This is a genomic window from Lactobacillus sp. ESL0261 (assembly GCF_003693025.1).
GTDB classification, from domain to species: domain Bacteria; phylum Bacillota; class Bacilli; order Lactobacillales; family Lactobacillaceae; genus Lactobacillus; species Lactobacillus kullabergensis.
The window spans coordinates 1-12,994 of sequence record NZ_REHN01000007.1 but is presented as its reverse complement, the minus strand read 5'-3'; the positions used below and the strand labels follow the sequence as shown (position 1 = coordinate 12,994).

General features: G+C 28.4%; 13 protein-coding genes. 10 read left to right on the top strand and 3 right to left on the bottom strand.

Annotation, left to right across the window (positions count from 1 at the left end):
* Positions 1-94, top strand: a 94-nt coding sequence (locus F5ESL0261_RS05690) for an IS3 family transposase (protein ID WP_147444110.1), incomplete at its 5' end; no start/stop codon positions are given.
* 658 nt (positions 95-752) lie between these two features.
* Here F5ESL0261_RS05690 and F5ESL0261_RS05685 read toward each other — a convergent pair.
* On the bottom strand, positions 753-1,523 hold the full coding sequence (locus tag F5ESL0261_RS05685; protein ID WP_122026729.1) for a biotin--[acetyl-CoA-carboxylase] ligase: 771 nt from the start codon (positions 1,521-1,523) through the stop codon (positions 753-755).
* A gap of 976 nt (positions 1,524-2,499) precedes the next feature.
* Between F5ESL0261_RS05685 and F5ESL0261_RS05680 the strand changes: the two genes are divergently transcribed.
* The 3 genes from F5ESL0261_RS05680 to F5ESL0261_RS05670 are packed head-to-tail and all read left to right on the top strand — an operon-like array spanning position 2,500 to position 5,985.
* Positions 2,500-3,435: a ThiF family adenylyltransferase gene (locus F5ESL0261_RS05680; RefSeq protein ID WP_147446234.1), complete on the top strand. Its 936-nt coding sequence runs from the start codon at positions 2,500-2,502 to the stop codon at positions 3,433-3,435.
* Positions 3,432-4,337: a hypothetical protein gene (locus tag F5ESL0261_RS05675; protein ID WP_122052531.1), complete on the top strand. Its 906-nt coding sequence runs from the start codon at positions 3,432-3,434 to the stop codon at positions 4,335-4,337. The genes F5ESL0261_RS05680 and F5ESL0261_RS05675 overlap by 4 nt, the downstream gene beginning before the upstream one ends.
* 37 nt (positions 4,338-4,374) lie before the next feature.
* Positions 4,375-5,985, top strand: a complete 1,611-nt coding sequence (locus F5ESL0261_RS05670; protein ID WP_081945380.1) for an ABC transporter ATP-binding protein — start codon at positions 4,375-4,377, stop codon at positions 5,983-5,985.
* 654 nt (positions 5,986-6,639) lie between these two features.
* On the opposite strand, the gene F5ESL0261_RS05665 is transcribed toward F5ESL0261_RS05670, so the two are convergent.
* Positions 6,640-7,134, bottom strand: a complete 495-nt coding sequence (locus F5ESL0261_RS05665; protein WP_233560903.1) for a site-specific integrase — start codon at positions 7,132-7,134, stop codon at positions 6,640-6,642.
* A 287-nt stretch (positions 7,135-7,421) separates the two neighbouring features.
* Here F5ESL0261_RS05665 and F5ESL0261_RS05660 point away from each other — a divergent pair, with 287 nt between their 5' ends.
* The 6 genes from F5ESL0261_RS05660 to F5ESL0261_RS05635 all read left to right on the top strand — a co-directional run bounded on the left by F5ESL0261_RS05660 (position 7,422) and on the right by F5ESL0261_RS05635 (position 12,889).
* Positions 7,422-7,655, top strand: coding sequence for a helix-turn-helix transcriptional regulator (locus F5ESL0261_RS05660; RefSeq protein ID WP_052060372.1), 234 nt, complete (start codon positions 7,422-7,424; stop codon positions 7,653-7,655).
* A gap of 456 nt (positions 7,656-8,111) precedes the next feature.
* Positions 8,112-8,303 (top strand): type II toxin-antitoxin system HicA family toxin, encoded by a 192-nt coding sequence (locus tag F5ESL0261_RS05655; protein ID WP_034981274.1) that lies wholly within the window; start codon positions 8,112-8,114, stop codon positions 8,301-8,303.
* Positions 8,304-8,360: 57 nt separating this feature from the next.
* The gene (locus F5ESL0261_RS05650) at positions 8,361-8,765 is read left to right on the top strand and encodes a type II toxin-antitoxin system HicB family antitoxin (protein ID WP_034981271.1); all 405 of its coding nucleotides are present in this window, start codon (positions 8,361-8,363) and stop codon (positions 8,763-8,765) included.
* A gap of 436 nt (positions 8,766-9,201) precedes the next feature.
* Positions 9,202-9,834: a tyrosine-type recombinase/integrase gene (locus tag F5ESL0261_RS05645; RefSeq protein WP_122052530.1), complete on the top strand. Its 633-nt coding sequence runs from the start codon at positions 9,202-9,204 to the stop codon at positions 9,832-9,834.
* 254 nt (positions 9,835-10,088) lie between these two features.
* Positions 10,089-11,339: a hypothetical protein gene (locus F5ESL0261_RS05640; protein WP_034981266.1), complete on the top strand. Its 1,251-nt coding sequence runs from the start codon at positions 10,089-10,091 to the stop codon at positions 11,337-11,339.
* A 671-nt stretch (positions 11,340-12,010) separates the two neighbouring features.
* Positions 12,011-12,889, top strand: a complete 879-nt coding sequence (locus F5ESL0261_RS05635; RefSeq protein WP_034981263.1) for a homing endonuclease associated repeat-containing protein — start codon at positions 12,011-12,013, stop codon at positions 12,887-12,889.
* Between the two features lie 11 nt (positions 12,890-12,900).
* Here the strand turns inward: F5ESL0261_RS05635 and F5ESL0261_RS05630 are convergent.
* Positions 12,901-12,994, bottom strand: a 94-nt coding sequence (locus F5ESL0261_RS05630) for an IS3 family transposase (RefSeq protein ID WP_147444110.1), incomplete at its 5' end; no start/stop codon positions are given.

Here is a 12,994-nt window from a genome sequence, read left to right as displayed (position 1 = left end):
TTACGTTTACTGGTTCAATCATATTAGAAGATCAAACAAACTAAAATACACGACCCCGATCAAATATCGAAATCGTGCATTGAGTCTTGCGTAATATTAAAATGTCTAACTTTTTAGTTGCACTTCAATTTCGGGGGGTCAGATCAATTGTTGGTCTTTAATTTGTTATTATTCAATGATTTCAATTACGTTGTTCGTACATACTTCAATAATATGTAATTCTATGCTTAATTGAAAGTTAGATAAACGTTTTTTCATAATGGTATAGTTTTATAATATTATTGTAATGGTAAATATGTTATTATTCTGGCTTTATCTTTAAGAATATAGCTCTTACATAAAGCAATACTTACCTCATTATGACTGTTATCAGTTTCAATTAAAGGTAGAAATAAGTACAGGTGCTTTAACTAAAACTAAATCATTTATTGCACGATGCTTTTTAAAAAGATAGGTATACTAATTATTTTTAATATTTAAATTAAAAGTTTTACTCTTTATTAGTAGATTATAGAATAAAAATATACAGAAGTAAATTATAACTAAATAATATATAAGCTTTTAAGTCCGTCTAGCTTTAGTTACATAAAGATTAATTCATTTTACATAATAATTAAGGCATGAGAAAAATACTGCTGAATAAAGATCAATAATTTCTATTTTTTATTGTGACATTAGCTGTCTTTAAGCGAAGATTGGAAAAGATAATAAACTTGTTATTTATTAATTTTTGCTTACTTAAAAGTAATAAATTATTGTCTAATTTTAAGTACTTCACCACTATTAATGGTTACAAGCTGGCCATGATTATTAAGAATCAAGTTTGCTTGGTTGTCGAGTCTGACAGCATCTCCTGTAATTGCTTTCTTTCCTGTTATAGCAGTTACTTTTTGTCCAAGCATTGACATGTTTTTTTCGTAATCATATAGAAATTGCTCTTGTGTAAAATTAGGTATAAATGACATGAGTTTTCTAACTAATTGGGCTACAAACTTGCAAAATTGTTCAGTGGTTGGAGGATAGTCTAATACATTAGTACTAGATGCTAACGCTTGTTCTAAATTAGGCTGATACAAGTTGCAACCAATACCAATTATAACTGTTTGAGTAGCAATCTTTTCGATCAAAATACCAGCGATTTTTTTCCCATGTAAGAGTAAATCGTTAACCCATTTGATATCGGAAATGGTATTAAATTGCTGGCGAATAGTTTGGTGAAGACACCACGCAGTTCCAGTAGTTAAAAGTCCTTGATTACTTGTTGTTAAGTGTGGCACTTTTGCAATAAGCGACAAATAAACGCCACCACTATTAGAAATAAAATAACGTTTTTGTTTGCCATAGCCATGTGTCTGGACATCACTACCAGCTAAAATAATACTTTGATATTGTTGTGCTTGAAAGTGCTGTTTAGCGTATGTGTTAGTAGAATCAACTTGCTTTAGCCATGTTACAGTAATTGGTAAGTCAGATAATTGATTGGCAATAAGATTTTGATTTTTTGAAATATTATTTTTAATCATGATTATTTTACCCTTGTTAAATAAATTTTGATATTCAAATAAATCTTTAAAATATTATATATCAAGCTTAGTTAAGAAGCAAAATTATAATAAATTGTAGTTAGTATAAAATATTTATGTGGAAAATAAAAAAACAGAAAAGAACTTTCTATTAAAATGTAATTTGAACAAGATTATATTCAGTGAGATTTTCTTCTATATGACTAGTTTATTACAAGACTTACAGTTTTTAATATACAATTTATCACGTAATACTAATAAAATGTTAATTAATGATCCCACTTTTGATAAGTTATTAGATTTATTTATGTAGCATCTGCCTAGTCGTAAAAAGCAATATTGAAGCAATGTGGATTTGTATTAAACAGACTTTATATGAGTAGCTAACTTTTAAATGAATATATTATCAAGACAAGAAATCTAAGCATTATTTCTTCTGGCTTGATCAAGCCATGAACTTAAAAATTATACCCGCAACTTTAAGGTAAAGAAGTTGCCGTATTATGAGCAGTTTCAAGCAAACTTTGGCGAAGTAGCTAAGACAAATTATTGAATCAAGGAATCATTAATGTTGGGCAGATATTAAATCCCTTTGAGCAAATAATTTAAAAAAGAAAACTATAAATAGCAGCAGGCAAGGATTAAAAATTTATATTATAAAAATTTGTAATTAAATTAAATAAAGTTGCAATTTAATTAAAAACGTTATATGATATATTAAAATATATTTAGAAAGCTCGTGAATAATTATGTTAACTAATAAAGTGGAAAGCATTACTCCAAATAAAGTATCTGATAAATGTTAGTAATAAACGAGTTCCTTAGAACTCGTTTATTTTAGTTAGTTTTCAAAATAAAAAGGTGAATAATGTTTATTCCAATGATAAGGCCCGGAATAGGTGTATATAGAAATAAAAATAAAATAGAATTTTAAATTTATAACGAGCATAAGCAAATATCATATACTGCAGATGAATTGGCCATTAATATTATATCTTATTTAACGGGTGAATTTACTGACTCTGAAATATTACACATGGTAAATCAGAAACTGTCCTCAAAAAAAATCAATAAACATTTTCTAAAAGATTTTTGTAATCAATTATTTTGCGATGGATTAATAGTATATAAGTCCTTGAAAAATAATTATGAACTATTAGATAGGGAAAATAATTATTTGAATATGTATCCTAATAAAAACAAATTTACTGATGAGTTTTTAAAAAAGCTAATGAATAAGCATATAACTGTTATTGGCTGTGGAGGATTAGGATCAAATTTACTTGAGCAATTATTTAGAATAGGTGTTCAAAATTATACTATAGTTGATTTTGACAAAGTAGAACCAGAAAACCTAGCCAATCAAGCAATTTTTACATCTAAAGATATTAATAAATCAAAGGTTGATGTTATTAAAAAATTTGGTAAAACTGTTAATCCTGCAATAAATATAAATAACATTAGCTTAAAAGTTGATCAGACTAATATTAACCAAGTAATTGCAGGGACAGATTTTGTTTTTTCGTGTGCTGATTATCCAAGTATAAAAAATGTATCACTGTTGGTTTCAAATGAATGCTTAAAAAAGGGAGTACCACATATTGTTGGTGGAGGTTATTCAGGACATGAGGCCTCTTTAGGAACTATGGTAATTCCTAAAAAAACATTTACGTGGAAAGATTATCTTGAAACATCAAAACTAGGACGAAACAAAAATCAGGAAATTATACCTCCTGTGGTGAACATGTCGTTTTTGCCAATAATAAAAATTATTGCTGCTATTCAGATAAATGAGTTTTTTAAATTGTTTAATAATAATGATAACTTGTTATTGATAAACTCTTTTAATGAGTTTGATATGAACTTGTATCAAATAAGAAAGACTATGATAAGAAAAGAGTCAACAGAATGATTTATGATTTTTCTATGTATTTGAGTGATCTAGATGATCAACGTCTTTTCCAAGTATTAAAAAAAAGTAATCAACTTGATTTGATTTGGAAAGAAATTTCTTTAATTAGACAAATTGAAATAAACGAAAAAAAAGAAAATATTCAAGACCTTGTGACAATTGCAAGTAAAGCCATGAAGTTTACTAATTTAAAAAACCAAGAGTCACTGAGCAAAAAATGGGCTAACTATATTTTGTTTCAAGAAACTGATGCTATATTTGTTTATTTATTTTCTCAGACAAAGTGTTTTCTAAAAAATAATTTAATTATTATAAATGAAGAAAAATTAAATGATATTAAGAGAGGAAATACGATAATTTTTAGTCCACATTGGGGAGATTTTTATTCTATACCAATAATATTGGCGAGTTTAAGAATTCAAAATGTTCCATTAGCTAATGGTGATGAAGGGGAGCATATGCGGTCCATTTTAGATGTAATGTTATCGAGCTTAAAAAAGTACATAACAGAAGTTTTAGACACATCTAACCCAGTTAATGCTCTTTTTAAGTTGGATAATTTATTAAAAAATTCAAAAAATATACTTGAATTTCCAGAATATACATTAGGTCCTAAACCCAAGTATTGTACTAAGTATTTAGATAATTTCTTTCCCGTAGCGTACGGATTAGCAGCCTTAGCTAAACGAAATAATTCAAATATACAACCAGTTACTTTTACAAGAATAGATGATTTTCCTCATTATGAATTAAGATTTTATTCCAAGATAAATATAAAAGATATGACAGTAGGACAGATTAATAATAATATTCACAGACTGATAAACAGTATAATAGTTAAGACTCCTGAAAAGTGGTGGTATTGGTATTTGTTTTCCAAAAATAGAATATCAATCAATTAAGTATTATATATTAATTTAATATACAACGGTGATAAAAATGAAAATAAAAAACATAATTAGATGGTTACCTAATTGGCTCGTATTTTCAATAATAATAACAACAATTATTTCATCATTTGATGGAGTAGTTTTGGCACAGGTACTTTCTTCTATAGCAAATTTTAATCATAACTCAACATTTTTAGAAGTAATGTTTTATGCTGTCAAAAGCTTTTCAGCAATGGCTATTGTGTATTTTTCAATGACTTTAAGAAAAATGTTAATAAATTTAGCAATAAAAAAGCTTAATGTAAAGCTCAAAAGTAATTTTATTTATGGGCAAATTAATACTTCAACTTTTAGTAGTGATACTGCGGATAATGTCTCAAAAATATTTAATGATTTTAAATTGGTTGAAACAGATTACTTTAGTCTGATGTTTGAAGTATTTGCGTCTTTGTTAATGGCATTAATCTCTGGAATTTATATTTTAAGTTTAAGCATACCTATTGGAATTTTGTTTATTTTATTTTCTTTATTACCTATGATAACTCCAAAGATTTTTGGTAAAAAATTAACTGCCACTTCTTCAAAGTGGCAGGAAGATAGTAGTAGATTTTTAAGTAAGGTAACTGATTTATTTAATGGAGCCAATACTATCAAAACTTATTTAGCTGAAAAGTATATGTACAATGATACAGATAAGTATTTAAATGAATCCGAAAATTCTTATTTACTTATGAATAACTGGCAAGCTGTTACTTTTTTTGTCGCTTCAATTCTTTCAGTTGTTAGTTATATTTTACCTATTGGTATTGGCTTGCTTTTAGTTATTCAAAGAAAGATATCTTCTGCAGCTTTGATTGGTATTTTTATGGCTAGTGACAGAGTCGTAGGTCCATTAGGAACAGTTTCAGAGTATCTTAGTAAGATAAAAACTACTCAAGAAATTCGAAAATCTTATAGTGAACATATGATTGAATTTAAAGCTCCTAAAAAAATATCGAAAGATATTAAGCCAAAAATTTGTTTTGAAAATGTTTATTTTACGTACTCAAATGGTAAACAGATTATCAATAATTTGAATTTAAATATTACTTTTGGAGAAAAAATTTTGATTACAGGAGCTTCTGGTGTTGGTAAATCGACAATACTTAATTTGATTCAGGGTTCTATTAAACCAAGTAGCGGAAAAATTTATTTGAGGGAAAAGAATAGTAAAATAAACAATATTCTCGAATCTGGTAGGATTGCTTATATAAGACAAAATCCCAACTTATTTAATGATACTTTGCGTTTTAATCTAACTTTAGGCGAGGATTTCTCAACTAAAGATTGTTTATTTGTTCTTGAAAAAGTAGGATTGATTAATGAACTAGGTAACGATGCTTTAAATAGATATTATGGTGAAAGTGGGAAAAACTTATCTGGTGGACAACGGCAGCGAATCGAAATTGCTAGAGCTCTTCTTTTTAATAAAAAAATTATTTTAATTGATGAAGCAACTTCTAGTTTAGATCCAAAAATGTCGGACAAAATAAATAAAATTATTCAAAATTTAGATTGTACAGTGATTGAGGTTGCTCATTATTATGACGATATTGAATTTAAACATGCACATTTTACACACTATGTACTTGAAAATAAAACTTTAAGATTAAATTGTTAAGTACAGTGAAAATCAAAAGTAAAAATATGAAGTATGTCAAGAATTAAGTATAAATTTTTTTGATGATAGTTAACACAAGTTTCACACTTAGGTTATTGATTAGGTTTTGATAGCAGTGTGGTCTTTACCAGTTAAACGGTTCTCTTGCACACTAGTCTCATTATGATTTTTTATATATAAACATTCTAACGTTAGTGATGGAGATGAGGCTAGCTCAATTTTGCCTTTACCACTTTTGTTTTGTGCTAAAGTGGGTTTGAGTTGTAAGCATTTTTTACGCTTTATCCTAATAGTAATTAACGTCGTTATAAAAATTGGCAGCTTCGTTATTTCCTTGCTTAAATCTGTTTGAAAAGTATTGGACACTTAGGGTCCATGTGTTGAAAAAGTGCATTAACAAGGAAGTCAGTTATATGAAATAAGTGATTGTCAAGCTAACTTTTTATTTTAGATCAAAAATTAATAACCAACAAGTTCATGTGTCAGGACACAATAACTGATAAGTAAATATTTGAGAGTATGCATAATTAATAGATTTGGGCTATATTAAATAATTGGACAGCTAGACAATATTGATAAACCCAGAAAAGACAACAAAGGTAAGTATATTTTAAATACGCAAACTATTGCTTATCAGTGCTTTGCTTTTTTGCTTTAAGGTAAAGAAAATTTAGCATTACGATAAGAAATAGATTCACGTGATCCTTTTACCAAAGGGATTTTAAGCATTACATTTCGATAAAAGTAAGGCTCTCCATTTTTTAAATCCGCAGTAACAGTAAGGTAATGAAATAATGATCTAAGTGCATTGATTGTTCTATTAATTGTTTTTTTGCTGTCTCTTGTAGATTGTTTATTTTGCTTTACACTTAATTCTTTTAAGAACATTTGAATTTGAGCAGATTGAAGATGCTCTAAAGTAGATAATTGAATATCCTTATTGTTCTTTGCATTACTAATGTACCCCTTACTTGGATTTTCTACATCAGCAGGTGTAATTCTAAGCCAATCAAAGAATCGTCTGTATTCAGTTAAATATTGGTAAACAGTAGTCAAAGAAAGATTAGGTTGTTGTGAATAATAAAACACATAAATTGGTAAATTTTGTAATTCCTTATCAATTAATTTTGAATATTGTTTTGCATCCAAGTAGTTTCATCTCCAAATCTTTATATGTCTATTATAAATGATAATAAAGATGCTATAAAGGAAGTATAATACCATTTTAATTATTAAAGGTAGCAAACTTTGTTAGTTCATATTCTTTATCGTAGAGGTTCTTAAAACAATTACGACTTAAAAATGGGCATTATGTTATGACACATGGTTTTAATAAAAAAGACAAAAAACACCAATCAAAGAAATAAGTAAGGCAAAGAAAAGAAGATTGAATTTGAAAAGAGGTAAAAATTTATGAATATGCACGTGAACGTAGTATGCGTGATCCTGAATTTGCCAAAGAAGTTAGTCAAAATAATATAAATTTTGAAATTGCTGTTCAGGTAAGGAATTTACGAAGTAATCTTGGCTTAAGCCAAAGAGAATTTGCAAAACTAATAGATAAGCCACAATCAACAATTGTACGGATAAAGAGTGGTTCAATGAATACTTCCACAAAGTTATTGAGTAAAATTGCCCAAGCAACTAAGCAAAAGGTAAGGATAGGATAGAATTCATACCGTCTTAATATCAGCAAGTCTAAATACGTAAAAAAGAGAGCTTTAAGCTCTCTTTTTGTTTCGACTACCTAATAGTTTTTAAAAACAAATTAAGCCTGCTGTTAGATAAATTCAAATGGTAAATGACTGATAACAGGTAAGGTGTATGTTCCAGGACGCCAACGATTAATTAAATTGCGGTAAAGCTCTAATGATATTTCGTTTGACTAAAGCTGGTTTGAAAAATTTTTCTTAGGTAAGTATTGTGCTAAGTTATAAAGTTCTTGACAACTTCTCTTAGGTTGAATGATGGCTCTATTCAATGGATGCACGTAAACATCCCTCTAACTGCTTTTTAGTATTCTAGGATTAATGAAGTGGCTAGTGACTAAAAGACGCTAACTAATTTATTTGTTGTTTACACGTGTAATACGTGTTACAATTAAAAACGTAAGGAGGTAAGTATACATGCCACTTACAGGAAAGGAGATGCTCAAGCTATTACTCGAAAATGGCTGGATTGAACGTCGAGTTGCTGGCTCACATCATCATTTATATAAAGATGGTGTAAGAATAACGGTACCTATTCATGGCAATCAAGATCTTGGTAATGGCCTTGAGCGTAAAATTCTTAAGGAAGCAGGGCTTAAAAAGCCCTGAAATTTTACGCAAAGTTGATAATTTAATCACTTTGCGTTTTTCAAAGGAGAATGCTTTATGAGTAAAAAAACTAAGCTTTATTTAGTTTATCCTGCAATTTTTACACCAGAAACTAATGGCGGTTATTTAATCGAATTTCCTGACATTCAAGGTGCTTTTACTGGAATCAATACTGATAATATTTCTTATGGAATTGAGATGGCTGAGGAAGCACTAGGATTAACTTTGGCGGACTATATTGAAAGTGGTGACTCAATTAACTCTCCTTCAAAAATAGATAAGCTGAAAGTCCCGGATGGTTCTTTTGCAACTTTGATTAGAGCAAATGTATCAAAGTACTTAGACAACGATAAGTTGGTAAAAAAGACTTTAACCATTCCCCAGTGGGCTGATCGTAAAGCGAAAAAATTAAAATTGAATTTTTCATCTTTATTGACTAATGCAATTTTGCAAGAAAAATAATATTTATGTTTGGTTAATAGTCCTTGGAAGGTTATACCAATTTTTATAAAAGATTATGATCCTTATAACTTAAAAGATATTGTACTTTTTCGGAAAAAGGTTTCTACAGATTAAATATACAGAAGTAAGTTTATACCTTGCTTCTGTTTTTTGTTATGCTGAGAGAGCGATTCTAAGGCCTAGTTCATCTTTTTTGACTATTAATTAATAAACTTAGCCGTATATTTTGTTTTGATTAAACATCTTCAAATTTAAACTATGTAGAAAAAGATACTTTTTCTACATAGTATGCTAAAAGGTGCATTCTTACTGATAGTAAAATTTTGAGCTATTTAACTATGTAGAATAAATAAATATAATAGAATTATTCTACTTAATACGTTAAAATAACCATATAGCAAGGCTTTAAAAGATAACATAAAGTAAGGAACAAAAAATGCCGAGAAAACATAAAGATACACGACCAATTACGGACTCAATTATGCTAAAAAAGTTTTTAGACAAATTAAAAAGCGAAGGAGAAATGGGAGAAAGGAACTATGCCATTTTTCAGACAGGTAAAGTTACGTGCTTAAGAGTAAGTGATGTTTTGGCTTTAAAAAAAGATCAAGTTTTCGATAAGAGGGGCAGAGTAAAAAAAGAAGTCTTTACCAAAGATAAGAAAACAAAAAAGCAGAACAGACTATATCTCACTCCAGTAAGAGATGTATTGGAAGACTACTATGAGTGGTTGCAAGACTATGAAAAAAAGCATCCCTATAAAAAATTAGCATCTAGTGAATGGTTATTTCCAAGTTCAAGATACTTAGGTGAAAATAAGCCGATTGCAGAGAACACTTATTATCGTATCTGTCACAAAATTGGACTTAAATTAGGTGTTGATTGGATTGGTTCACATACTATGAGAAAGACTGGAGCATTCATTATTTACGAACAGACAGGACATAATATTGGTTTCGTATCTCACTTGTTGAATCATAGTAGCGAAGCAATGACTTTCAGATACTTAGGTTTTGAAGAAGAACGTAAGGAAGCATTACTAGATCAAATTAACTTTAATAGAGTTTAATTTTCTAAATTTATAAAGGCTCTTTTCATTCAAAAAAGGGCTTTTTTCTTTTGCTATTTTTAAGCATTCTGTGTCATTGTTAATTAAATTAACTGAACTTGGTCTTAAAATCGCCTTCTCAGCATCGAAAAAATTATGCTTTTAAAGATAAATATTTAATAATTCTTGGATGTTTAACTTTCGTTTTGGGCAAATAAATTTTTGTACAATTGAAAGTGAATCAGAAATTAATTATAGATCAGATGGAGAACAACATGAAAATTAACGAAATTAAAAACATGGTAGAAAAATTAGATGATATAACTTGTTACTCAGGATTAATCACAGTATATTATAAAGACCAAGCTGTATCCAATTTTACTTGTGGTAATTCTATGCAGGGACAATCAGATTTGATTTTTAACTTGCTACTACAATCTCAATTTAAAAAAGATTACCTATTTGAGAGAATAACTAGTGGCATTAAAGATATTTGCTATCGAAAAAATCCTGTAGAGAAAATTAATGAAGATTTTGATTATATTCAGCTTACTGATACTTTTACTCACATCGGTAAATATATGAATATTTCTAAAATTGAATCAATTGAAAAGGAACTTGAGGATTTAAATCTTAGTCTTAAGACTCTAAAAAAGAATGATGAAATTCTTGATTATACTTTATTTGTAAATTATGACAATAATACTATGTATTACGAATCATCATTCAATAATATATCTGAATATGCTAATTTAGTCTTTAGCTTTTGTTGTACTTATAATTTGGATCCTATTAAATATTTGGAAGCTATTGAAAAAAAAGCAAGAACGTTGCGGACACATTTATTATTTAGGAGTGCAGATTGGCGAAGCCAAACTAATTCCTTATTATTAAGATTATCTACTTTTGGCACTTATGATTGTGATAGGTCTCTAAGTGAACACAAAGTGGAACAAGACGTGATAGATGTTGCACAATACATTCAGAATGAGTCATATGATTGGCATTGCCTTTTCGTGGGTACTAGACACACCAATTTCTTATCTCTAACTTATTCAAATTATGATGATACTTTTAAAGGTCTCAAATCATTAAATCAAGCAATTTATACTAAATATCCAGAACAGTTACCTGGTGCAATTAAGTTCTATAATAAGTTCTTTGAAAATGTTAAAGGTGAAGAACTTAATTATTTCTTTTATCCAAGCCAAAAATGGGATGCCTTCTCCAATACAGTCTATTTAACAAAAAAAAATACAGTTAAAGAAAAAAAAGTTCTACCTATTGATAGTCTTATTCAAGAAAAGATCAATTATTCTAACATTCGTTGCGTATTTGCAGAAGCTGCTAATGGCCCTGCTCGGTTAGTTAGAGTAAGCACTGATGAAAAGCGCTCTGTTTCAAATTATTTCATACAATTACTTGGAACTTTATTAAGTGTATATCCCGATCATATTGATGATATTTCTAATTGGTCAGAGGTTTTAAAAGACCAATTTGGAAATCCTGATAGTTTTAATATGTAGGAAAATCTTGGAATATTATCAAGTACGATATAATATTTCAAGATAATCTAGGGTTACTATTGGATAAAAATTTTGTATAATAATCATGTGAATAAATTTTATTTTTATTCATTTAATTTTGCTTGATTTTTTGATTTATCATTAAGCGTTGGTGTTGAATTTCATTGTTGAAATTCGTCTATTGTTTATCACTATCGTAAGATATTTTTATTGTTTATCGCTAACTAAAATTAAGGTTTTAAGTATGTACTTAAAGCCTTTTTTGCGTTGAGTTAAATAAGAAAATTGAATACTACAAGTGAGGATCAGCATAACTGATCTTTTTTAGTATGGAGGTTTTATTATGATAAGACTTTAAAAAAGTTGTTTTAGATTAGATGATTGGATAAAATCAATATTTATTGTATTTTTTTGATTTTATCTTTCAATCAAATTATTGTTGTTTTAGAAGAATTAGTAATTATTTTATTATATTTGTTTATGATCAATTCACAAGATCAAAATTTTTTCGCTCAAAGAAAAAGTCCAGTTTAAATAACTGGGCTTTTTTATTTGATAAATATTAAAAATATTATAATACATCACCTGTTTTTAGTTTTTTTAAAATTTTTACATTTTATTCTAGCTAAAAAGCAAATGCTAAATTGTGACTAATTAGAAAGGAAAAACAGATGGAAGAAAAGACTTTAAATACGGCTATTATGGAATATAAAGAAATAAAGGAAAAGCTTCAAAGAATTCCTTTGAAGAAAGATTTATCTACTAGTTCTCAAACCATTATTATCAAAAAATATGGCTTATATCGTTACTTTTTACAGTCAATGGATGACTACAAGGTAGGTGTAATCAAACACTGTGATCGTGGAATTTCAACCATACAACTGATTTCAGAAATTCAAGACTTATATCATAGACTAGGTTATCCTCCTAAAGAAAATCAATATGAACATTCACGTACTGCAGCCAGAAGATTAGGTGGATCATGGAGGGCTGCCTTAAAAAGCTGTCACATAAATGCTACTTTTGTTGGAAATTCAATTATTAGCAAACAAGAGGTCATTTATAAAGGCAGAAAAGAAATTGAGAAGTATCATCGTATGCCAACTTGGAAAGAAATGTATAAAGATCATTTCCCAGCTAATCAAATAATGAAGTACTGGAAAGGTATTGATGATTTTGCTAAAGAATTTGATCTGCAGACGGAACGTGAAAATCGAAAAAAAAAGGTCGAAAAAGATATTATCTTAGCTGCTCAAAAATTAATCAAAGAACGTAAAACAATAAGCTTTAAAAATGTTGTTGCTGCATCCAATGATAAAAGCCTAACTATTTCACGTATTAATAATTTTTTGATCAACCAAAGTAATCAAAAGGTTATTAATCGTCCATCATTAACTGAATTTTTAGATAAAAAAGGCATAAAAATTGATTCAACTAAATCTCATCAAATAGTAATTGCTGGCAAAAAATATTCTAGTTGGTTAGAAGCCGAACAGAAAACAGGCATAAAAATTGGTACATTGCAAAATGAAGTGCAACTAAAAAGTTAGACATTTTAATATTACGCAAGACTCAATGCACGATTTCGATATTTGATCGGGGTCGTGTATTTTAGTTTGTTTGATCTTCTAATATGATTGAACCAGTAAACGTAA